The sequence below is a fragment of the Virgibacillus chiguensis genome, assembly GCF_900129865.1.
Taxonomy (GTDB): domain Bacteria; phylum Bacillota; class Bacilli; order Bacillales; family Amphibacillaceae; genus Virgibacillus; species Virgibacillus chiguensis.
The window spans coordinates 36,073-58,146 of the sequence record NZ_FQXD01000009.1 but is presented as its reverse complement, the minus strand read 5'-3'; the positions used below and the strand labels follow the sequence as shown (position 1 = coordinate 58,146).

The following is a 22,074-nucleotide window of genomic DNA, read 5'->3' as shown; positions in this document are numbered from 1 at the left end:
ATCCTCACAAAGACGAGACTAGGCTAGCAAAACGAAAATTGCATATAAAAACATATTTAAAACGAAGACTTTTCGCCATAGAGGGCTGGCGATAAAGTCTTCGTTTTTCTATACGGACAGAGCTTTCTTTTCTTTTGAAAAAGCGGTGGTATTTTGCAATTTTTTCCAATAACGTGGAAAACTACATCTTCTCTGGCGCCGTTACTCCTAACACGCGTAAACCATTCGCCAATGTAATTTTGACAGCTTGCATCAAAGCGATACGCGCTTTCGTTCTTTCGAGATGATCTGTATCTAATACTTTTTCTGCATTATAAAAACTGTGTAGCAAAGACGCTAGATCAAATACATACTGAGTTACTTTATGCGGTGTTTGCATTCGAGCTGCATCAGCGATAACTTGCGGAAATGCAGCTAGCTTTTTTAACAAATCGGTTTCTTTTTCAGCGGTTAAAAGTGAAACATCGGCATCGCAATCAAAAGAAAGTCCTTTCCCTTCTGCTTGCTTTAACATCGTACAAATTCTTGCATGTGCATATTGCACATAAAATACAGGGTTATCATTCGATTCAGATCGGGCAAGATCCATATCAAAATCAAGCTGTGAATCATTGGAACGCATTACAAAATAATAGCGAACCGCATCTACCCCGACTTCTTCTATAAGCTCTCTTAATGCTACAGCTTTACCGGTACGTTTGCTCATCCGCACCTTTTCGCCATCCGCAAATAAATTTACCATTTGCACGATTTTTACGGAAAACTTTTCAGCGGGATAGCCTAACGCTTGAATCGCAGCACGCATCCGCGGGATATAACCATGATGATCGGCGCCCCAAACGTTAATAATTTGATCAAACCCACGATCCAATTTATTCTTATGATACGCAATATCCGGGGTTAAATAAGTATAAGTACCATCTTGTTTAATTAAAACGCGATCTTTATCATCGCCAAATTCCGTACTACGGAACCATGTAGCACCATCTTTTTCGTATGTGTAGGTGGCTATTTTTTCTAGTGTCTCTCCAATTTTATTTTCCTTATAAAGGGAGCGCTCAGAAAACCACGAGTCAAAATGAACTTTGAATGCTTGTAAATCTTCTTTAATTTTACCCAGTTCATAACTTAACCCATATTCTTTAAAGAAAGCTAAACGTTCTTCCCTATCTTTTTGTACCCACTGTTCTCCATATTCTTCCCTTAATTGTTTACCAATTTCCGTAATATCTTCACCAAAATAGCCGTCTTCAGGCATGGGTACGTCTTGACCTAATGCCTGCAAATAGCGCGCTTCTATAGACAAGGCTAAATTATCGATTTGATTCCCAGCATCATTAATATAGTATTCTCGTTCAACCCGATAACCAGCAGCATCGAATACGTTACATAAGACATCTCCGAAAGCCGCGCCTCTTGCATGACCTAAATGCAAATCACCCGTTGGATTCACAGAGACAAACTCCACTTGTACACGCTCATTATTACCAGCTCGTGATCTTCCATAGGCTTCTCCCTCTTGTAAAATATTTGGAACAATTGAGCCTAGAAAATCCTCTTTCATAAAAAAGTTAATAAAGCCTGGCCCTGCAATTTCTACCTTTTCAACAGATGCCTTCACTCTATCAAACACGTTTACTAATTCTTCCGCAATTTGACGTGGCGCTTTTTTTGCAACACGTGCTAGTTGCATAGCAATATTTGTCGCAAAATCCCCATGCCTTTTATCTTTTGGTTTTTCAAGCACCATTTCCGGTATTTCTTCTTCACTTGCAAGACCCGCTCGCAAGACGGCATCCCTAATTTGTTGTTTCAATGTCTCTTCTGTTTGCTCTAATACATTCATGCCATGTCCTCCTCTTTTATAACTAAGTCGAGCGTTTGCTGTCTCGCATCTTGTCCATTTAGTTTGAGATCATAAACAATTTGCAGGTTGCCATTCTTTGTTGACGATAACGGTTCATAGACAATAGCTGTCGTATAAGTTTCCATATGTATATTACCATAAGGATGCTTTAGTACATTCTCTGTCGTTTGATTCATATGGAATTGCTGATTCATGGTAACATTACCCGAACGTTTCAAGTTTACCTTTTCACGTTGAATTGTAATCATATTTTTTACAACAGACGCATCCTCTACCACTTCTTCAAACGTCAGTACGTCTATATTTTCTTTTTGATAAAGCGTACCAGCCTGTTTGCTTTCGTGGAATTCTTTTTGTCCATTGTCATTAATCGTCGTATGAAGTTCAATCCATACAGCTGTTTGTTGTTTATTATTCGACATACCTAACTCCTCCATTCATACCGTTCCAGATGGAGATTTACTTCATAAATGATGATAAAATAGTGTATTCTTGTGTATTCTATTATAACAAAGATTATTTATCAAGCGGTGAAAGAAGGAATAAAAGACATGACAATCTTATGAAATAACAACTATACAAGAAGTGTGAATTTCTATATGACGATTAATTAGCTAGTTGTATAACGTCTCTTACAAAGAATGTCATGCTTGCTCATACTTTGAAAACGTTTGCTGCGCTCCCCATGTTACAATATAAGCAAACACACTCCCCCCAAAGAAAAATAGTAAAGCTGGAATGGTTAGGTAAATAAAATAAAACAAACCGCTAGTAACCCCCATTAAGAATACAGTTAAGAGTGGATGGCCTATGCCAATAACAAAAGCCCACTTTATATACTCCAACGATCTCAACTTAAAATGTGCAAAAATCGGAAAAATATAAAGGAGTATAATCATATACACTAAAAACAGACCGACAACGCCAAAACTAGCAAAAAGATAGGCAATATGCTCTTGTGAACGAAGGATTTGAAACTCGATCGTCATCAAATAGCCAATTCCTAAAATAATGTATCCTAATACATTTATTTTGCTAAACTCTTTTCGATATGACCTCCAAAAGGTTGAAAATATTGGTATATCCGTTTCCTTATTTATCCACTTTCTAACAACCGAAAACATAGCAGCAGTAGCAGGTAAAATTCCGAATACAAGTAAACCAGCAACTGAAAATATAATCCATAAAAAATTTAAATAGGCGAACCTAGTAACCCACACCGAGAAATGATAATAGCCAGCTATAAACCCACTCATTGTAGTCCCCCTCATTTGTTCAAATAAATTTATTCTTTAATTGATCCAATTAAAACTCCTTGCACAAAATATCTTTGAATAAAAGGATACACAAGTAATAAAGGGAGCGAGGAAACGATGATGACGGCATACTTAATTAAACCTGCTGTTTTCACCTGATCTACGAGAGATTCTGCCCCTCCACCTGCTGTAGGATCGTTTAGCTGCATCTGATTTACAACTAAAATTTCCCTTAAAATTAACTGCAATGGAAATTTATCTCTATCAGATAAATAAATTAAGGCGTTAAAATACTGATTCCATAAACCTACTGCATGGAATAAAGCCATAACTGCAATAATAGGAAGAGAAAGAGGTAAAATCACCCTTATAAAAATATAAAAATCAGAAGCACCGTCAATTTTTGAAGCTTCAACTAACTGGTCAGGAATGCTTTGTTGAAAAAAAGTACGTGCTACTAAAATCGACCAAGCACCTACAACGTTCGGAATAACAATTGCCCACATGGTATCTAACATACCTAAAGACTTAACTATAAGATAAGTTGGAATGAGTCCACCATTAAATAGCATTGTAAACAGAAAAAACCATAATATAGCTTTTTTTGCCATCAGTTCTTTCCTTGATAAAGCATAGGCACATGGCAAAAGAACAAACAAATGAATGGCTGTACCTACTAACGTATATAAAATCGTGTTCCCATATCCTCTCCAAATTGACGCTTCAGCAAAAACCCGTTGATAACCTTCAAACGTAATGTCTACAGGCCACAACCACATCTCACCAGAGCTTACTGCAGTAGGATCACTAATAGAAGCACTTAAAACAAAAACTAGTGGATAGACGATTAATACCAATATAATAAGTAAAAATAGTGTATTTAATAGATCGAATGACTTGTCTGATAGGCTAACTCTTTTCATTCCTATACCTCCTCACCATAAGCTAGAGTCTGTTGTTTTTCTTGCTAAATAATTAAATATCACGAGTAATGTAATATTTATAGCTGAATCAAATAACCCAATGGCTGCCGCAAAACTATATTGCCCCTCTAATAACCCCGTTTGATAAACAAACGTTTGAATGACATCGGAAGTGGACATATTCAGATTGTTTTGCATTAATAAAACCTTTTCAAAACCTACCGTCATGAAAGATCCAATATTTAATATAAATAAAACAACAATGGTCGGCAGAATGCTGGGGATGTTAATATGAGTGATTCGTTGCAAGCGTGTTGCACCGTCTACCTTTGCAGCTTCATGTAATTCGGGACTAACAGCAGAAAGTGCAGCTAAATAGATAATCGAACTCCATCCCAACGTTTGCCAAACTCCTGACCAAGTAAAGACATGTCGAAACCAATCCGGACTCGTTAAAAACGGGATGGACTCGCCGCCTAAAGCAACAATGATTCTATTCACCAACCCAGTAGTTGGATCTAAGAAGATAACAATCATTCCTACGACGACAACAACAGAGATAAAATGAGGTGCATAGGTTAAGGTTTGTGCCCATTTTTTAAAAGCGCCTGTTCTTAGCTCATTTAATGAAAGTGCCAATATAATAGGTAAAGGAAATAAAATTAATTGATAAGCACTTAATAGCAATGTGTTTTTCAGCAGTCTCCAAAAATAATAGGAATCAAAGAATCGAGTAAAATGATCAAATCCTGTCCATGGGCTCCCCCAAATTCCTTCTGTAGCAATAAAGTTTTTAAATGCAATTTGCACACCATACATTGGCACATAGTGTAAAATAATAAAATAAGCAAGTGCTGGGACCAAAAACACATATAATTGCCAATTCCTCAACAAATTTTTCTTTACGGTATAAGTTCTAGATTGATTAGGAAGAGAAGCTTCTGATTTGGTTGCTCTCATTTATAAACCTCCTCACAAATTATTTAGCCGTTACTATTCCGCCATTTTTTCTAACAGGTTTCCCGAAATTGTATCTGCACGTAAACCCATCGCTTTTCACTACAGACGGAAGCTGTTTGAACACCTCTCTGGCTAAAACGTTTGGTGTGTTAGCGGGATACGGATGCTTTTTTTTTTACAGGAGTCGCACCTTTCGTTCCAAGCGAAAGATTGCTTTACTACGTCAGATGTAATTACGGTGCAGCAGTGCTCTAATAAGTATGTAAAAGCTTCCTCTACATTTCGTGTCATAAACTCGTTTCACACTTCACACCGATGAAAAGGAAGCTATTATATCCCCTTACTTTTTAAAGGTTATTCAAAAAATTTATACGAGACAAGGATGACGTTAACTCACTATAATACATCACGCCTAAATATTTAAATATTTAAATAATTTAAGGGTTAATTTTCTTTATAACGGTCATAAGCCTGCTTCTGTATTTCCATATACTTATCTAGGTTCATATTTTCTACCGTTTCCACATAACTTTCCCATTCTGAAAAATCTTTTTCACCCGTAATAAATGCGGCTTGCATTTCATTAACATATTTTTCTAAGTCTGTTCGTAGAATGGATAATTCCTCATTCTCTTCAGCAGTATAAGTGAAACTTGGCCATATTTCTTCTATTAGATGGGGCTCTAAATTTTTAGCAGCTTCTTTATCTGATGGTGCATTTTCAGATCCTGTAAAATAATCATCCGTCACCATAACTGGATGATTACCACCAGGATTGATAATATATTGCGCTAAAGCTTGTGTTAACGTTAACCCATCAGGATGATTGGTGATTTCTTCTACTAATTGCGGACCATCATCCGTTTCTTCATAAGTGACGCCTTCCATTCCCATAAAAAACATTTTTGCTCCTTCATCACTCCAAAAATAATCAAGCCACTTCAGTGTTGCTTCTGGATTTTCATTCTCACTTGTAATAATAAAATTACCTAAAGAACGTAATGGAGAAGTTATTCCTGTATACATTTTATCCCCGTTTGGACCTTCAAGTGCATTTCCTGGTATGAACTGACTGCCAACATCATTACCATATAATTCAATAGGATTAAAGAACTGTACAGCACCATATAAATTATCTGCAGCATTTCCTAAATGCTGATCTACTTCAAGTGTATAAATATTTTGCTCAATCAACCCCTCTTCAAATAACCGATTTAAATAGACGAGCATTTCTTTATAAGACGCAGATACAGGGAAAAAACGAATATTTCCCGTTGCTGGATCCTCATCAACAAGCGTATGCAATTGACCTTTGTTTTGAACACCAAATGCGCCGGAAATCCAATGTATAATACGTGACATTTCTGCTACGCTACTAAGTGGAATTTCATCATTTTTTCCATTTCCATTCAGATCTGTTTCTTTTACAGCCTTTAAATACGCATAAAATTCTTCTGTTGTTTCTGGGTTTTCCATCTCTAATTGCTCTAACCAATCTCCATTAATCCAACCTTTTGCACCGATTAACAATGATAAGAAATCTGGAGAATATACTGTTGGGACAGAATAAATATTACCATCTGGGAATGTAAGACCTTTTCTAATGTCAGGATTTTCATCAAGCACCTTTGAAATATTTGGAGCATACTCTTCCAGTAAATCATTTAGCGGAATAAAAGTTCCTTGTGCTCCGTATGTTTGAATATCTGAAATAGAAACATTTGCAGCATAGAATGCATCTGGCAAATCTCCACTCGCTAAGGCAAGATTCCTCTTCTCATCAAGCCCATCAGCAGGTACTTGATTCCACGTAATATTCACATTCGTCATTTCTTCATATTCATTTAACAATAAAACGTCATTCCAATCATCTGCAGTAGTAGCAGCCTTCCCAGCAAAAATATCTAATTCAATTGGCTCTTTGACAATTGGCAGTTCTTCTTCTGTTACATTTTCTACCGCTTCTTTGCTACCACCAATTTCTTCCTCTTTATCCTTACTGCAAGCGGATAGAGAAAAAGTAAACAATAACGCGCCAACAATAACCATTAAAACTCTTTTAACCATTATTAATCCCCCCCTGAACTCACATATTTTATTGCAAGATAACGTTCACTCCTCTAGTTTCCAAGATACCTATCTAATGCCTTTTTCTGTATCTCCATATATTCATCGAGACCCATCTCTTTCATCGTTTGGACATAATTATCCCATTCAGCAAAACTGGTCTCTCCGGTTACAAATTGAGCCTCCATTTCGCCTACGTACTTACTTAAATCTGTTGTTAATGCATCTAGTCGGCTCTGTTCATCATCTTCATAGAAAAACATGGGCCAAGGTTCATCTATTAAATAAGGCTCATTGTGTTCCGCATTTTCAATATCTTCTGGTCTAAACTCTGGTGCAGTAGAATATCGAGGATCATCTAGTACAGGGTGCCCGCCACCTGGATTGATAATATAATTTGCCAGCGCTTCTTGAATAGTCAAACCATTAGGGTTATTTGTAATTTCTTCTAAAAGCTTTGGACCTTCTGCCGTCTCTTTATAAGTCTCTCCTTCGAGCCCCATAAAAAACATTTTCTTCCCTTCCTCACTCCAGAAGTAATCCAACCAACGTAATGTTGCCTCTGGATTCTCATTCACATTTGTTATGGAGAAATGTCCTAAACTATTTACAGGAGATAAAACTGCAGTAAACATTTTGTCTCCATTCGGGCCTTCAAGCGCATTGCCTGGGATATATCTACTACCAACTTCTTCTCCAAAATAATCAATAGGATTAAAGAAGTTCATAGCTGCATATCTCCCTTCCATTCCGTTTGCAAGAAATTGGTCTACTTCTATGGAGTAGATATTTTGTTCAATGAGGCCTTCTGTATATAATTTGTTCATGTATTCAAGCATTTGTTTATATTCATCAGCAATTCGGTAAAATCGCATTTCGCCCGTTTTAGGATCTTCGTCAATTAAGCGATGCATAATTCCTTTATTAGATACGCCAAATGCGCCAGATATTAAATGATAAAGGCGATCCATCGACACACTACTAAACGGAATAACGTCTTTTCCTTTCACAGATAACTCCTTGGCAGCTTTTAAATACGCATAAAATTCTTCCGTCGTTTCCGGATTATCCATGCCCACTTCTTCCAAAATGTCTTTATTGATCCACGGTTTATCATCCATAAGTGAAGTAGGAGAGTTTGGATCTCTTAGTCTAGGAATAGCGTACATATTCCCATCAGGAAAAGTAATCCCTTGCTTTATCTCCGGATATGCATCTAAATAATTCTTAATATTTGGAGCATATTTATCAATGAGATCATTTAAAGGAATGAGCACACCTTGCTTTCCATATTTATACACATCCGCATTGGGGAGATATGTACCATAAAATAAATCTGGTAAATCTCCACTCGCTAATGTTAAGTTTCTTTTTTCAGCTAAGCCGTCAATGGCTACTTGTTCCCACTGCATATCTATATTGGTCATTTTTTCATATTCATTTAGGATGGGAACATCATTCCAATCTTCTGCAGTAGTTGCAGCTTGACCTGAAAAGACTTCAATAGTAATCTTTTCATCTACTATTGGCATTCCTTCTTCATTTAAATTGGCTATTGCTTCTTCCCTTTTCTTCCCATCTGCTTCCTTATTATTTTCACTACAAGCAGATAAAAACATGACGATAACTATGACAAAAAATTTCCATTTCACTACCCTTCCCCCTCGCATATTATATTTAGGTATCGTTTTTGCCTAGTTGAATGAATACATTTACGAATGATACAATCTGTTATAACTTCATTACTTTTCACTACAGCCGACGCTTTCCTCAGGGCTGCTTGAGCCTCTTCTCTCTCAAAAACCGTTCGCTATCCGTTCTCAAGACTCCTATTATTTCCGCTGGAGTCGCAGCCTTACGTTCAAGGTAAATCAGTTAGTACATGCCTTCATAAAAACATGAATCTCCTGCGTCACGTCTTTGTCCTGTTTTTACTAATCCTTACAAGTTTCCCCATCTATTGCTTTTAACGATATACGACCACCTCCTCCAATTCAATTCCGCGGAAGCTAACCTGCATAGAAACGACTTAATCCATCACTTTCAGATAGCACAAGACAAGCAACTATTAAAAAATAATGACTTTGCACACCTTTTATTACTCTAATTCACGCATATAATAACGGTTTCTTTTTTTGTTTTAAAAAAAATATAAATCATTTTAATTTTTAGTATTTTGTAATATACAACATATATTACCATACCAAGACAAAAAATAGAACTAAATTTTATATTTTTTCATTTTTTTTGAACTTTAATTTCACACTTTACTTACCCCTCCCTTTTACTTAAGACTGTTCGTTGTCACCAATCTCTTGGCGCGTTATGAATTTATTTTAAAAAAGCGTTTTCGAATGGTTTCTTTTTGAACAAACGAGGAAATATATAACGAGAGGCAATTTTTAAGTTACATAACTGCCTATAACTAAAATAGGAACACAACCTACATAGGAGGATAATCATGGAAATTACGCCAGGAAATAAAATTGTTTTAGTAGGAACTGGAGCTGTAGGAACTAGTTATGCTTATGCGTTAATGAATCAAGGTTTAAGCAATGAACTTGTTCTAGTGGATATAAATGAGGATAAAGCAAAAGGTGAAGTTATGGACTTAAGTCATGGCATCGTATATGCCCCTAGTGCTATGAATATTACCCAAGGAACTTATGCCGATTGTAAAGATGCAGCCATTGTAGTAATTTGTGCTGGTGTAGCGCAAAAAGAAGGAGAAACGAGATTAGACCTTGTTAATAAAAATGTGGCGATCTTCAAATCTATGGTTAAATCCATTATGGATGCAGGATTTAATGGTATTTTTATTGTAGCAACAAACCCTGTTGATATTCTTTCCTATGCAACATGGAAATTTTCGCAGTTGCCAAAAGAACGAGTAATTGGCTCTGGTACGGTATTGGATTCCGCTAGATTCCGTTTCCTTTTAGGACAAAAATTTGCTACCGCACCAGCTAGCGTGCATGGATATATTATTGGAGAGCATGGTGACTCGCAACTTCCAGTATGGAGCACCGCTAACATTTCTGGCACATCCATCGCTGAAAAAATATCGGCCGAAGAAAAAGCGCAAATTGCTGAGCAAGTACGTAATGCTGCCTATGAGATTATTTCCTTGAAAGGAGCAACCTACTATGCTATTGGCATGGGGTTAGCCAGAATAACAAAAGCGATCTTAAATAATGAGCATATTATCCTGCCGGTTGGAACGCTATTAACTGGCGAACATGGGCATAAAGATGTTTATGTCGGCGTCCCATCCATTATTCACCGTACTGGTGTAAAAGGAGTAGCAGATTTCCCTTTGGATGAAACAGAGCAAAGAAAATTTGCTAGCTCGATTGCCATTTTAAAAGATATTCAAAACCAAGCTTTATTATAATCTCTAACCTTTAGGACTTTGCATGGAAGATTCAAGTTCAGATGTTTATTTCTCCATTTATTTTCCCATAATGATAATAACGGAATTTATTTAAAGAGGGAAAACATATATGAGAAGCAAACAAAAACACAGCGCAGTTCGCAAACGATTCTTTAAAATAACCGGCATTTTGGTAGGAATATGTTTATCCTTTGTGACCTTCGTTTACGTCGTCAGCTATCTTTTAGGCCCCCCACCAATATCAATGAACCAACAAACAACGTTATACACCAAGTCTGGGGAGCCTTTTGCTAAAGTCGGTGAGCATCAAACAGAAGATTGGATCTCGCTAGAACATATTGCTGATGAAGCAATTCAAGCTACACTGGCTGTTGAAGATCGCAATTTCTACAACCACCATGGATTTGATGTAAAACGAATTTTAGGAGCCATTGTTGAAAATATAAAAACATTGTCGCTTAAAGAAGGTGCAAGTACTTTAACACAGCAATATGCAAGAAATCTATATTTAAGCCATGAAAAAACATGGGGCAGAAAAATAAAAGAAGCATTTTATACAATAAGATTGGAAATGTTCTACTCCAAATCGGAATTACTAGAAGGCTACTTAAACACCATCTATTATGGGCATGGCGCTTACGGAATTGAAGCTGCAAGTAAACAGTTCTTCCAAAAATCTGCTAGTGAGCTTTCGCTAGCAGAATCTGCCATGCTTGCGGGTATACCGAAGGGTCCAACATATTATTCCCCTTTGAATGACCCAACAAAGGCAGAGCAACGCCAGCAACATATATTGAAGATCATGGAAAATGAAGCGATGATTTCAAGTCGCGCCTATGAAGAAGCCAAAAACGAAGCGTTACAGTACCATAATGAAGCTAAACGGAATAACCAAGAGCAAATAGGTCCCTATTTCCAGCATGCCGCTATCAAAGAAGCAGCAGCCGTTTTGGAGTTAGACGCTGAGGAAGTTCGTGGTGGTGGGTATCAAATTTACACCACGATGCAAGAAAAAGCGCAAACAGATTTAGAAGAACAGTTTCAACAAACAATGTCGAAGCAAAGTGACATACAAGGTAGTGGATTAGTAATGAATCCGAAAACGGGAGGCATCCTTGCGATAGTAGGTGGACGCAGTTATGTGGACAGTCCGTTTAATCGCGCTACGCAAGCAAAGCGAATGCCAGGTTCTACCTTTAAACCTTTTCTATACTATGCAGCGTTAGAGCGGGGCTACAATGCTTCTACCATGTTAATAAGTCAACCTACTACATTTAAGTTAGAAAACGGAAATGTCTATAAACCGAGTAATTTCAATGGCTATTACGCAAATGAGCCTATTTCACTAGCACAAGCATTGGCGCTATCCGATAATATTTATGCTGTGAAAACAAATATGTTTATAGGTCCTGAAACGTTAGTAAATACAGCCAAACAGTTTGGTTTCACAAGTGATTTATCAGCTGTACCTTCCTTAGCGCTCGGTTCAGAAGTAGTGTCCATGAAAGAAATGGTTCGTGGATATAGCATGTTAGCAAATGGAGGAAAGAAAGTGGACGGGCATACTGTTACTAAAATTGTTAACCGCTATGGAGATACAGTCTACGCTAAATCTAATGATTCTAACGAACAAGTGCTTGATCCGAAAAAGACGTTTATTCTTTCCCAATTAATGACAGGTATGTTTGATCGAGAACTGAATGGATATATGCAAGTAACAGGGTCTACCATTATCGACCAACTTGATCGAAAATACGCGGGAAAATCAGGCTCTACAGATTCTGACAGCTGGATGATTGGTTTTAGCCCTTCCGTAGTTGCAGGAATTTGGGTCGGCTACGATGACAATCGTACGATTGAAGCTGTTGAAGAAATGGCATATGCAAAGGATATATGGGCTAATTTCATGACTTCTGTACATCAAAATAAGCCCATTAAAAGCTTGCCCATCCCATCAGGAATTGTTGGCATTCCTGTGGACCCTGCCACTGGTAAACGGGCAACGCCTTATTGTTCTGCTAGTAAAGTCATGTTTTTTGAAAAAGGTAGTGAGCCAACAACCTACTGCAATGCACACTTACCAAGGGATGATAAAACTGATAAAGCACCTATAGAAAAACAAAAAAAATCATTTATTGAAAGGCTATTTGACTTGTTTGAGTGAAAAACGCAATAGCAAAAATTCAAGGTGATTAGAGATAGCTATAATTGATTAGAAAAACTTTGCTTGTCGCCAAGTTGAATGACGAAAGCTATGGTTTTTTAGACTATAAACTCTTAAATTTTTTAATTCCTACCATAAAAAAGAGGTCAAACCCAGTATAAATGGATTCGACCTCTTTTTTGTCCTAGTAATACATGAATAGCCCATGTAGACTATATTTTACAAACTTCCATCCTAAAGTACAAGTCAAAATCGCAATGTTCATAACAAAGTCACAAATTGTTCACATTTATATATCGAATATGACGTGTTGTAAACAATCGATTTTAGAAAAACTTGGCTTGTCACTAAGTCTTATTGAAAAAGCCTTTGTTTTTCTTATACTATGAACTTAAAAATGTTAAACTTTGTATAGCGCAAGAAAATGCACTAACCGGACAAATCTAAATAGAAAACAGCACTACATCCCCATATTCGTCCTACCTAACAATCTAGGAGATCCCCCTATTGATTGAAGTATTACTTTATACAGACAAAGCTGTTTTTAACTCCTCTGTTGAGTTTTCCCACATCTCTTGGTCAAAGTCTTCGAGAAAATCTTTTAACAGTTGCTTCGATTTCTCATCCATATGATCAACAACGATTTTACCTTTCAAAGATTGCTCCATATGTTTTACATGCTCAGGCATCGATTTGTAAGCACGCTTATTAGGTCGATCCACAACCAATTCGCTTCCTGCCATACCCGCAAAATATGTCCCTTTTTCATTCCGTCCAACATTTACCCAAACAATCCAATACAATTTGCCATTTGGAACTTCGCTTTTATCTGATAAATATTTCACACGCCGCTCAATATCACTTCTAGCATGCATTGCGGCCATATCAACATAAGCTTTATTTTCATTCGGATCTACAATGACAGAAGACATATTTTCCAAGCTGATGGAACCATAACCATATCCACCATGGCCATCTGTCGAGTCGTCTTTAATAATTGTAAATTTATTTTTGTTTGAAGACTGATCGAAACTCATTCGAAAGACCCTCCTTCTTTTTCATTATTATTTTGATTGTATCATAGTGAGATTCTAACGTCTAAAGCATGATTTCCCACAAATAATTTTAATGACGAATTGCATGAATAAAGGAAATGGCTTCTTGAATTTCCTCGTCTGTATATTTTTGTTTTGGCTTCACCGTATGCACTTTTGCAATCGACTCTTCTAAAGACAAGTCATCAAAATATAATATCGTTGCGACTAATTCCAAAAATCGGGAGCTTTTCTCCTTCATGGCATACACTTGCTGTGAAAAATCAGGCATATCTTTCTTGAACTGTTCTAAAAAAGCTTGTCCATCTTCTGTAATTGTATAATGGTATTGATGGTAATTGCTTCTATCTTCTTTTTCTTCTTTAATAAAACCTAAATTACATAGCTCTTCCACCCGTAACGTTAACTCCTCAGAATATGGCCCATAAAAATGAAACGCAAATTTCTCCTCAAAGGGCATGTGACATTTTTGCAAAATAAAAATCATTTTTTGCAGCTTTTTCCTTCCCGTTACTTCGTTTGCTACTGCAAAAAACTGCATTAGTTTCGCATGATTAGTTAACATGTTTTTCCTCTCCCTGACCAATTAATATTTCTTTCATCCGCTTTTTCTTCCTTGGATCGGATACGTTTTCTAGTAAATCATGTGGATAATACAACTTATGATCGGTTCGTTTCTTCCCGGAAATAGCTTCAACGATATCAGACTGCCGTGATAATTCACGCAGTTCACCATTTGGCATTAATAAATGAATCGGTAAACGCTCCTCCTCTTCCCCAGGCCGGTAAAAATCATATGGTAAATCAGAGGAAGAATCAACGACCAAATAATAATCCGGATTAATATGTACATCCGTAAACAGCTTGTGTAGTTCCATCCATTCATTCATCTGTGAATTAGGATTAAATTCGACATACTTAAACAGCCTGCGATTCATAAACCGCTCGCAGAGATCACGAAGAATCGTATCTTCTTCTTCCTGCCATAGTTGAAAATAATACGTAACAATTCCCTCATCTAATTTTAAATAATCCTCTAGCTTTACATTTCCTGCAAAAAAAGATTTAAAGTGCGTTGGCTTCAATGTAAACGTATATGTAGAATCGTGATATAACACTTTGGCTCGTTGCAATATTTTACAAAGAATGACTTCTGCACTTCTCGTAACTGGATGGAAATATACTTGCCAGTACATTTGATAGCGACTCATAATATAATCTTCCACAGCATGCATTCCTGTTTCCTTAATCACCACTTGATCTTCCATTGGACGCATAACACGAAGAATTCGCTCCATATCAAAATGACCATAACTTACACCTGTAAAATACGCATCCCGTTGCAAATAATCCATTCGATCAGCATCAATTTGGCTTGAAATTAAGCTGACCACTAATTGGTCTTGATATGTTTTAGCTATCACGTCAGCAACTTTTTGGGCAAACCCCTTTTCTGCTCGTTCTAAAATGGCATTCACTTTGGTGTTACCTAAAATAATTTGCTGTGTATAATGTTCATGATCCAGCTTAAATACCTTCTCAAATGAATGGGAGAACGGCCCGTGCCCTAGATCATGTAATAACGCTGCACATAAACAAAGAAGACGCTCCTCTTTATTCCAATGTGGACGTCCTTCAAAATTTGTTAGTATTCTTCGTACGATTTCATATACCCCAAGCGAGTGATTAAATCGGCTATGCTCCGCTCCGTGAAATGTTAAATATGTAGTGCCTAACTGTTTAATTCTTCGCAGTCTCTGAAACTCAGGTGTCGCAATCAAATCCCAAATTACCCGATCTCTCACATGGACATATCGGTGCACGGGATCTTTGAACACCTTTTCTTCATGAAGTTGTTCGTTTTTATATAGCATGCTTTTTCATCCGTTTCTTTTCGACGATTTCTTTTTATTATATAATAGAAAGGCTGAAGAAAAAAGAGGAAAGATAAAGTAGAGAACTTAGAGAAACATCGCTGTTTATTAGAAATCGTGCGTTGTCGCTTGTCTTGAGCACAATCTGTCGGTTTCATATCCGATGAGAAAACGAAAGCTTTCGAATATCAGGCGAACAAACGCCGTCCAATAAACAAATAACTTTTTTTCATGACGAACTGTCAGTAAAATTAACAATGATAGATAGAAAGTGAGTTGCTTATGAAAAACTGGAAAAATATGATGGCACATACAATCTTTCGATATATGGACCATTCAACAACGAACCTGTTTGATCAGGAACGATTCACTGCCCTTCACTCCTTTGCCATCGATGATGCACTTGCCCTGTCCGTGAGCGAGAAATTATCTCCACCGACTATGAGGCTATGGGTGCATGAACAAACGATTGTACTTGGAATTCCTGATGCAAAACTTCCTTATATCCATGAAGGAGTAGAACAATTAAAACAAGCTGGTTACCACGTTGTCGTACGTAATTCAGGTGGACTAGCCGTAGCTTTAGACAGTGGTGTACTCAATATTTCGCTCATTTTTCCTGATGTTAAAAATATATCTATTCAAGAAGGATATGAAGCGATGGTCAGCTTTGTTCAATACATGCTCAGTGATTTGACAGACCGTATTGAAGCATACGAAATTATCCATTCTTATTGTCCGGGAGATTATGATTTAAGTATTAACGGAAAAAAATTTGCGGGAATTTCACAACGTCGGGTAAAAGATGGCGCAGCTGTGCAAATATATTTAGATGTCCAAGGAGATAGTTTTAAAAGAGCGAGTGTCATTAGAGATTTTTATACAGTTAGTAAACGCGGAGAATCGACGAAGTTTAGCTACCCCACTGTAGACCCCCATGTGATGCGCTCTTTATCAGAGTTATTACAAACGCCACTAACTGTAAATGACATGAAGCAACGAGCAATGAATGCATTATTAAAAGTTAGTGAACGTGTTGTTGAGACTGATTTCACATCAACAGAGTATGCACATTATCGCAAAAGATTAGTACAGATGAAGAAACGTAATACAGTAATTACAGGATGAATAGCATCTAAGGCAAAACAATAAGCAAACCAAAAAGTCTTTCCAAGCTTGTAGGCGCAATAGATGTCCACTCACCACTCACATTCTAAACTAAAAGAAAACGCTCTTTAGTAATAACTAAGCAAAATAAGGTTGTACAAGTACTCTAGTCCCCCTATTGCTTTTGTGAGGGTGTCAGTTAAAGGAGCTGGTTGCGTCTGATTCTGCTTTTAAAAAACATATAATACTTTGCTCGTGGATATAGAAATTACCGTGTCTGGCTCCACCGCCTTATAATAAGCAATCATGGATAAAAATTCTCTTTACCATAGAAATAAACTACCCCATATAGCGAAACTCGTGAAACAGTTCACTATATGGGGCATGAATGACATGTATTTCGTAATATCAGCTTCTATAATGCTTGAGCTGCTGTAATTACCGCCAAGTTATAAACATCCTCTGCGTTACACCCACGAGAAAGGTCGTTAACAGGTTTGTTCAAGCCTTGTAATACTGGGCCTACCGCTTCAAATTCGCCTAAACGTTGCGCAATTTTATATCCGATATTACCTGCTTCTAAGCTAGGGAAAACAAACACATTTGCATCTCCTTGCAATACTGCGCCAGGCGCTTTTTTCGCAGCAACACTCGGAACAAATGCAGCATCAAATTGGAATTCGCCATCAATTACTAATGATGGATTCTTTTCTTTGGCAATTTGTAATGCTTCCACTACACGTTCTGTTTCATCTGATTTTGCTGAACCTTTTGTTGAAAAGCTTAACATAGCAACACGTGGGTCAATACCAAATAGTTGCGCCGTATTTGCACTCTCCACTGCAATTTCTGCCAAATCTTGGCTGTCAGGTGCGATATTAATAGCACAATCGGCAAACACATATTTTTCATTACCACGAACCATAACGAATGCGCCCGATGTCTTTTTCACACCTTCTTTCGTTTTTATAATTTGTAGAGCAGGTCTAACTGTATCCGCGGTTGAATGAACAGCGCCACTAACAAGACCATCCGCTTGATTCATATAAACAAGCATGGTGCCAAAATAGTTTTCATCTAAAAGTATTTTTTCAGCGTCTTCTTTCGTTGCTTTTCCTTTACGACGTTCCACAAAAGTTGCAACCATTAAATCAAATTCGGCAAAATCTTTTGGATCAATTATTTTACATTGTGATACATCTACTCCTGCTTTTTGCGCCTGTTGCTTGATCTCTACTTTGTCACCAAGCAAAATCGGCATTAACACCTTTGTTGCAGCTAGCTGGCTAGCAGCTGTCAATATACGTTCATCCGTCCCCTCTGGGAAGACAATAGATTTAGATTGACTAGAAACTTTTTCTTGCATTTGTTTAAATAATTCACTCACTTTTGATAAACCTCCTATATGGTTATACCTAAATAGTAGATGATTTTTACGATAAATGAAAGCATTTCTCTTCTATGTCCCTTATGTTTTTTGACATTCTCATGACAATTAAACATATCCCTCCTTATTAGAAGTCTATTTCATGCTTAGCATACCCTATTTATGCTATAGTAAAGGCAGATTTGCCATGTCTATTTCATATTAGAAAAGCTTGGCTTGTCGCCAAGTCTTTGGCGAAAAATATTCTTATGAAAAAACCGCCTGCAAGTCTCATCATAGATGGTGGTTATCTAATTTAAATGCATGGCGGTTTCTTGTACTTTAACTTATCGTATCAATAAAGGGGAGATTACAATGGTAGAAGCAGTAGAAACAATGGATGGATGGTATAGTTTGCACGATTTTCGCACTATCGATTGGACTTCATGGAAGCTTGCAAGTGAAGAAGATAGGCAAGAAGCAATTCATAGTTTACAGCAAATGCTTACTAAATGGGAAGAGGTAGAAGCAGCTAAAAACGGGAGCCATGCCCTTTACAATATTGTTGGTCAAAAAGCGGATTTGATGTTCATGTTTCTGCGCCCAACTACGAACGAGTTAGCAGCTATTGAAAATGAATTGAATAAATCAAAGATGGGAGAATTTTTAATCCCTGCTCATTCTTATTTTTCCATCGTAGAGTTATCTAAATACCGCCCTTATAAAGAGGAGCATCCAGAGTTAATTCCAGAAATAGCTCAGCGGTTAAAACCAATCCTTCCAAAATGGGAGCATGTTTGCTTTTATCCTATGGATCGCCGCCGTCACGGAGATGAAAACTGGTATACATTAGAAAAAGATGTACGCGGTAAATTATTATATGAACACAGTATGACAGGTCGTAAATATGCCGGCAAAGTATCACAAATCATCACTGGTTCCATTGGACTTGATGATTGGGAATGGGGCGTAACCTTATTCGCTCACGATCCATTACAATTCAAAAAAATTGTTTATGAAATGCGATTTGATGAAGTTAGCTCGCGATATGGAGAGTTTGGAGAATTCTTTGTAGGTAACTATTTAGCGAAAGAACAGCTTTCTGCCTTCTTTAAAATATAAAACAACTTGATGCCTTTACACGTTGGCTTCGTCCCATGTGTAAAGGCTTTTTTTTACTTTAAAATCTCGTATAAGTAAAACTCGCGTTTTCGCCTTTAGAGTTTGACGACAGGGGAAGTTTTTCTAAAACAAATCATAACTATGTTCCTTGTAGCATACATATGATAATGCACCGAGATTGGACAGAAATGGGGATTGCTCATGTCACTAGTAGCTCATACCGATAAAGATATTGAATTATTAGCAAGATTAATGCGAGCAGAGGCAGAAGGTGATGGTGAGTTAGGAATGTTAATGGTAGGAAACACAGGCATCAACAGAGTCATCGCCGATTGCTTGGACTTTACAAATATACGTACCATTCGAAACATGGTATACCAAAGCCCCGGAGGTTTTGAAGCTACACAAAGAGGATATTTTTACCAAAGAGCAAGAGAATCAGAAAAACGTCTAGCACGTAGAGTTATCCAAGGAGAACGACAGCATCCAGCTTCTAACTCCCTATGGTTTTTTCGACCAGAAGGGAGTTGCCCAGCACAATGGTTTGGACAGTGGAACGTTGGACGGTACAAATCGCATTGTTTTTTCGCCCCAACCGCTTCAGAATGTCCGACTGTTTATCGTTAATCTGCTAGTAAAGGAGGAGGAATGAAAAATAGCAACTGCTATTATTTGAGAAGATATTTCTTCGTGCTTTAAACTTCAACCCTATTCCGTTTTAAGGAGGATTTTTCATGAGTGAAAACCAAACAAACCCACAAATGAATACGTATCCGTACTATCCGTATTATTACCCAGCAACGTCACAAGCCTATTATCCAATGTATCCAATGCGGCAACCTTCTCATCAGTCCTATGCACCGTCTCAACAGCCCTATCCAACAACAAGTGGTTTTAACCAAAACCAAGGCATGCTACCAGAACAACAATCCTATATTGAAAATATTTTGCGATTAAACCGCGGTAAAGAAGCAACGGTATATATGACATTTGAGAATAACGACCAATGGAATGCCAAAGTATTCCGTGGCATTATTGAAGCAGCCGGTCGTGATCATATTGTTATAAGTGACCCACAATCTGGGAAACGCTACTTATTATTAATGGTATATTTAGATTACGTTACATTTGATGAAGAACTGAATTATGCTTATCCATTTGGCGAAACTTCGGGCAATGTTTCCTATCCACCCCGGTAGCACTACTGGAACATTGAAATTAAATAAGGGATGGCACATAATTAATTCCTCTATGCCATCCCTTATCGTATATACAACATCAGAATAAGCAATAAAAGTCATAACGACAAAATCGCGGTAATTATTCTAGTTTACTACGCTGTGAAATTTTATACTTTCTATAGCACAAAAAGAGAGGCGAGCACCATGAAACAACCTTACGAAAAATTCATGATAGTAGAGCTGTTAGCTTTAGGTGCTGCCAGTCTTTTTACTTTTATTGCTTTAATCAAAGGCTACACGATTATGATTATATTAGGTTTGCTCTTGGTTGTAGGAAGTCTTATTGCTGACAGCCTCGTGCAATGGCATTTATACCGCTCCATCCCGTCCCACGCAATAAAACAAGCCGTACGTGCGTTACTTGTGTTTATCTTCACGTTGCTTTTCCTACTACGTCTGTAAACAGAGAAGGCCATTTTATACATACTTAGCAATACATGTACCTAGTAGAATCCAACCAATTAAAAATGCTACGCCACCTATAGGAGTAATCATCGCAAAAGTTTTAATACCCGTTGTAGAGTAAATATACAGACTACCTGAAAATAATAAAATGCCAATAAAAAACAGCCAACCAGCCCATGTCACTCCGACACTATGTACTTTCATCATGAATATGCCTGTTACAAATAATGCCATCGTATGGAACATCTGATAATTTACCGCTTTTTCCCATGTAGCTATCGCATTTTTAGATATTTTCCCTTCTAACCCATGGGCACCAAATGCTCCTAAGGCAACAGCTAAAAACCCATTAATAGCGCCTAAAACTAAAAATAATTTCATGTTCTCCCTCTTTTCTTATGAAGTTAGACAGCATGTACTATGGCTTAAAAATCAAACAATGAATCCCCATTTGCTTCTCCGTGATCTATCTTTGCTTGTGGATTTACACCTTTTGGTTGGTTCATTTTTTCTGCCCCCTTTTCTCCAAGCATCATTTTTATTTCTGCTGCAGAAAATTGCGTTGTATCTTGTGCTTGTGTCATCGATTTTTCTTGCTCATCTAGCAGCAATTCGCATAATAAACGAATATGACGAACATGTTGTCGTAAAACATGCTCGTTATCCACGTTATTTTTTGCAACATATATTTCCTCTAACATTTTATTGATAATAGTCGTATTGGTTACAGCCATACCAAGTTCTCCTAACTTTTAATTTGTACCTTCATTATAAATTGAGTTCATACTAAAAACAATTAGGCTGTCTGCACATTTATCAAGTTCTTCTTGACATAGTTATATAACGCCTCTACCTTTCAGCACATATGGATAAGCTTTTTCCCAATCAATATGGCAGAAAAAACCGTAGTTTTGCTGATGTTAGAATAACTAGGCTTGTCGCTAAATCTAATGGCGAATGTCATAGTCTTTCTTATACCATAAACCTATAGACTAACGTTTTCTCTTGTTTTCTTCCAATAAAAACAAAAAGTCCTGATCATGGCAGGACCTCGCTTCTTTTTCTAATCTATTTTTACCCTATCAACTCGGAAATCTCTACACCTTCTATCATCATGCATTTAACGTCTTTTTTGGTTTTTCCTCCAAATAACGATTATACATCCACTGCAAAAACAATAATTCATTTTCAAGCAGTCTCCTGCCTAATCTGCTCTCCGTAGTTTTACACAATTGCAAAAAGGTTTCCATGCGTATCGAGAATCCTCCTATCG

At 37.2% G+C, this 22,074-nt stretch carries 21 protein-coding genes; 7 read left to right on the top strand and 14 right to left on the bottom strand.

Features of this window, described 5'->3' with window-relative positions:
- Window positions 1–181: 181 nt before the first annotated feature.
- The 7 genes from argS to BUB45_RS11350 form a co-directional block, all read right to left on the bottom strand.
- A complete protein-coding gene (gene argS / locus BUB45_RS11380; protein WP_073009170.1) occupies window positions 182–1,846 on the bottom strand; it encodes an arginine--tRNA ligase in 1,665 nt (554 codons plus the stop codon).
- The gene (locus tag BUB45_RS11375) at window positions 1,843–2,289 is read right to left on the bottom strand and encodes a YwiB family protein (RefSeq protein ID WP_073009168.1); all 447 of its coding nucleotides are present in this window, start codon (window positions 2,287–2,289) and stop codon (window positions 1,843–1,845) included. Before BUB45_RS11375 ends, argS begins: the two co-directional genes overlap by 4 nt.
- 222 nt (window positions 2,290–2,511) lie before the next feature.
- A complete protein-coding gene (locus BUB45_RS11370; protein ID WP_073009166.1) occupies window positions 2,512–3,123 on the bottom strand; it encodes a YesL family protein in 612 nt (203 codons plus the stop codon).
- A 29-nt stretch (window positions 3,124–3,152) separates the two neighbouring features.
- Window positions 3,153–4,046 (bottom strand): carbohydrate ABC transporter permease, encoded by an 894-nt coding sequence (locus BUB45_RS11365; RefSeq protein ID WP_073009145.1) that lies wholly within the window; start codon window positions 4,044–4,046, stop codon window positions 3,153–3,155.
- Between the two features lie 12 nt (window positions 4,047–4,058).
- Window positions 4,059–5,006: an ABC transporter permease gene (locus BUB45_RS11360; protein WP_073009143.1), complete on the bottom strand. Its 948-nt coding sequence runs from the start codon at window positions 5,004–5,006 to the stop codon at window positions 4,059–4,061.
- Between the two features lie 444 nt (window positions 5,007–5,450).
- Entirely contained in the window at window positions 5,451–7,073 is a 1,623-nt protein-coding gene (locus BUB45_RS11355; protein WP_244527723.1) for an extracellular solute-binding protein, read from the bottom strand.
- A gap of 53 nt (window positions 7,074–7,126) precedes the next feature.
- Window positions 7,127–8,725, bottom strand: coding sequence for an extracellular solute-binding protein (locus BUB45_RS11350; RefSeq protein WP_170861750.1), 1,599 nt, complete (start codon window positions 8,723–8,725; stop codon window positions 7,127–7,129).
- A gap of 809 nt (window positions 8,726–9,534) precedes the next feature.
- Between BUB45_RS11350 and BUB45_RS11345 the strand changes: the two genes are divergently transcribed.
- Both BUB45_RS11345 and BUB45_RS11340 read left to right on the top strand, forming a co-directional pair.
- Window positions 9,535–10,467: an L-lactate dehydrogenase gene (locus tag BUB45_RS11345; RefSeq protein ID WP_073009136.1), complete on the top strand. Its 933-nt coding sequence runs from the start codon at window positions 9,535–9,537 to the stop codon at window positions 10,465–10,467.
- Window positions 10,468–10,576: 109 nt separating this feature from the next.
- Window positions 10,577–12,631, top strand: coding sequence for a transglycosylase domain-containing protein (locus BUB45_RS11340; RefSeq protein WP_073009133.1), 2,055 nt, complete (start codon window positions 10,577–10,579; stop codon window positions 12,629–12,631).
- Between the two features lie 524 nt (window positions 12,632–13,155).
- On the opposite strand, the gene BUB45_RS11335 is transcribed toward BUB45_RS11340, so the two are convergent.
- The 3 genes from BUB45_RS11335 to BUB45_RS11325 form a co-directional block, all read right to left on the bottom strand.
- Window positions 13,156–13,668 carry a YwhD family protein gene (locus tag BUB45_RS11335; RefSeq protein WP_073009130.1) on the bottom strand — a complete coding sequence of 171 codons (513 nt, stop codon included), beginning with the start codon at window positions 13,666–13,668 and terminating at the stop codon, window positions 13,156–13,158.
- An 88-nt stretch (window positions 13,669–13,756) separates the two neighbouring features.
- Entirely contained in the window at window positions 13,757–14,251 is a 495-nt protein-coding gene (locus tag BUB45_RS11330) for a YwgA family protein (RefSeq protein ID WP_073009127.1), read from the bottom strand.
- Window positions 14,241–15,560, bottom strand: coding sequence for an HD domain-containing protein (locus BUB45_RS11325; RefSeq protein ID WP_073009124.1), 1,320 nt, complete (start codon window positions 15,558–15,560; stop codon window positions 14,241–14,243). The genes BUB45_RS11330 and BUB45_RS11325 overlap by 11 nt, the downstream gene beginning before the upstream one ends.
- A gap of 282 nt (window positions 15,561–15,842) precedes the next feature.
- On the opposite strand from BUB45_RS11325, the gene BUB45_RS11320 reads away from it, so the two are divergent.
- The gene (locus BUB45_RS11320; protein WP_073009121.1) at window positions 15,843–16,688 is read left to right on the top strand and encodes a lipoate--protein ligase family protein; all 846 of its coding nucleotides are present in this window, start codon (window positions 15,843–15,845) and stop codon (window positions 16,686–16,688) included.
- A 394-nt stretch (window positions 16,689–17,082) separates the two neighbouring features.
- Here BUB45_RS11320 and pta read toward each other — a convergent pair whose 3' ends face one another.
- Window positions 17,083–18,033 (bottom strand): phosphate acetyltransferase, encoded by a 951-nt coding sequence (pta, locus tag BUB45_RS11315; protein ID WP_084723650.1) that lies wholly within the window; start codon window positions 18,031–18,033, stop codon window positions 17,083–17,085.
- A gap of 375 nt (window positions 18,034–18,408) precedes the next feature.
- Between pta and hemQ the strand changes: the two genes are divergently transcribed.
- The 4 genes from hemQ to BUB45_RS11295 all read left to right on the top strand — a co-directional run bounded on the left by hemQ (window position 18,409) and on the right by BUB45_RS11295 (window position 20,798).
- Window positions 18,409–19,155 carry a hydrogen peroxide-dependent heme synthase gene (hemQ, locus tag BUB45_RS11310; protein WP_073009115.1) on the top strand — a complete coding sequence of 249 codons (747 nt, stop codon included), beginning with the start codon at window positions 18,409–18,411 and terminating at the stop codon, window positions 19,153–19,155.
- A 201-nt stretch (window positions 19,156–19,356) separates the two neighbouring features.
- Window positions 19,357–19,782 (top strand): cell wall hydrolase, encoded by a 426-nt coding sequence (locus BUB45_RS11305; protein ID WP_073009112.1) that lies wholly within the window; start codon window positions 19,357–19,359, stop codon window positions 19,780–19,782.
- 107 nt (window positions 19,783–19,889) lie between these two features.
- Window positions 19,890–20,354, top strand: a complete 465-nt coding sequence (gerQ, locus tag BUB45_RS11300) for a spore coat protein GerQ (protein ID WP_073009109.1) — start codon at window positions 19,890–19,892, stop codon at window positions 20,352–20,354.
- A gap of 186 nt (window positions 20,355–20,540) precedes the next feature.
- Window positions 20,541–20,798, top strand: coding sequence for a hypothetical protein (locus tag BUB45_RS11295; protein ID WP_073009106.1), 258 nt, complete (start codon window positions 20,541–20,543; stop codon window positions 20,796–20,798).
- 15 nt (window positions 20,799–20,813) lie between these two features.
- Here BUB45_RS11295 and BUB45_RS11290 read toward each other — a convergent pair whose 3' ends face one another.
- From BUB45_RS11290 to BUB45_RS19900, 3 genes are all read right to left on the bottom strand, one after another.
- Window positions 20,814–21,182 carry a DUF423 domain-containing protein gene (locus tag BUB45_RS11290; RefSeq protein ID WP_073009103.1) on the bottom strand — a complete coding sequence of 123 codons (369 nt, stop codon included), beginning with the start codon at window positions 21,180–21,182 and terminating at the stop codon, window positions 20,814–20,816.
- Window positions 21,183–21,226: 44 nt separating this feature from the next.
- A complete protein-coding gene (locus BUB45_RS11285; RefSeq protein ID WP_073009100.1) occupies window positions 21,227–21,535 on the bottom strand; it encodes a YwdI family protein in 309 nt (102 codons plus the stop codon).
- A 378-nt stretch (window positions 21,536–21,913) separates the two neighbouring features.
- Complete coding sequence (locus BUB45_RS19900; protein WP_162985956.1) at window positions 21,914–22,051, bottom strand: hypothetical protein; 138 nt, start codon at window positions 22,049–22,051, stop codon at window positions 21,914–21,916.
- Window positions 22,052–22,074: the final 23 nt, after the last annotated feature.

What these genes read in the sequence shown, in the direction of transcription:
- argS (WP_073009170.1), bottom strand. Translation starts at nt 1,846, where the DNA reads ATGAATGTATTAGAGCAAACAGAAGAGACATTGAAACAACAAATTAGG.
- BUB45_RS11375 (WP_073009168.1), bottom strand. Translation starts at nt 2,289, where the DNA reads ATGTCGAATAATAAACAACAAACAGCTGTATGGATTGAACTTCATACG.
- BUB45_RS11370 (WP_073009166.1), bottom strand. Translation starts at nt 3,123, where the DNA reads ATGAGTGGGTTTATAGCTGGCTATTATCATTTCTCGGTGTGGGTTACT.
- BUB45_RS11365 (WP_073009145.1), bottom strand. Translation starts at nt 4,046, where the DNA reads ATGAAAAGAGTTAGCCTATCAGACAAGTCATTCGATCTATTAAATACA.
- BUB45_RS11360 (WP_073009143.1), bottom strand. Translation starts at nt 5,006, where the DNA reads ATGAGAGCAACCAAATCAGAAGCTTCTCTTCCTAATCAATCTAGAACT.
- BUB45_RS11355 (WP_244527723.1), bottom strand. Translation starts at nt 7,073, where the DNA reads ATGGTTAAAAGAGTTTTAATGGTTATTGTTGGCGCGTTATTGTTTACT.
- BUB45_RS11345 (WP_073009136.1), top strand. Translation starts at nt 9,535, where the DNA reads ATGGAAATTACGCCAGGAAATAAAATTGTTTTAGTAGGAACTGGAGCT.
- BUB45_RS11340 (WP_073009133.1), top strand. Translation starts at nt 10,577, where the DNA reads ATGAGAAGCAAACAAAAACACAGCGCAGTTCGCAAACGATTCTTTAAA.
- BUB45_RS11335 (WP_073009130.1), bottom strand. Translation starts at nt 13,668, where the DNA reads ATGAGTTTCGATCAGTCTTCAAACAAAAATAAATTTACAATTATTAAA.
- BUB45_RS11330 (WP_073009127.1), bottom strand. Translation starts at nt 14,251, where the DNA reads ATGTTAACTAATCATGCGAAACTAATGCAGTTTTTTGCAGTAGCAAAC.
- BUB45_RS11325 (WP_073009124.1), bottom strand. Translation starts at nt 15,560, where the DNA reads ATGCTATATAAAAACGAACAACTTCATGAAGAAAAGGTGTTCAAAGAT.
- BUB45_RS11320 (WP_073009121.1), top strand. Translation starts at nt 15,843, where the DNA reads ATGAAAAACTGGAAAAATATGATGGCACATACAATCTTTCGATATATG.
- pta (WP_084723650.1), bottom strand. Translation starts at nt 18,033, where the DNA reads ATGCAAGAAAAAGTTTCTAGTCAATCTAAATCTATTGTCTTCCCAGAG.
- hemQ (WP_073009115.1), top strand. Translation starts at nt 18,409, where the DNA reads ATGGTAGAAGCAGTAGAAACAATGGATGGATGGTATAGTTTGCACGAT.
- BUB45_RS11305 (WP_073009112.1), top strand. Translation starts at nt 19,357, where the DNA reads ATGTCACTAGTAGCTCATACCGATAAAGATATTGAATTATTAGCAAGA.
- gerQ (WP_073009109.1), top strand. Translation starts at nt 19,890, where the DNA reads ATGAGTGAAAACCAAACAAACCCACAAATGAATACGTATCCGTACTAT.
- BUB45_RS11295 (WP_073009106.1), top strand. Translation starts at nt 20,541, where the DNA reads ATGAAACAACCTTACGAAAAATTCATGATAGTAGAGCTGTTAGCTTTA.
- BUB45_RS11290 (WP_073009103.1), bottom strand. Translation starts at nt 21,182, where the DNA reads ATGAAATTATTTTTAGTTTTAGGCGCTATTAATGGGTTTTTAGCTGTT.
- BUB45_RS11285 (WP_073009100.1), bottom strand. Translation starts at nt 21,535, where the DNA reads ATGGCTGTAACCAATACGACTATTATCAATAAAATGTTAGAGGAAATA.
- BUB45_RS19900 (WP_162985956.1), bottom strand. Translation starts at nt 22,051, where the DNA reads ATGGAAACCTTTTTGCAATTGTGTAAAACTACGGAGAGCAGATTAGGC.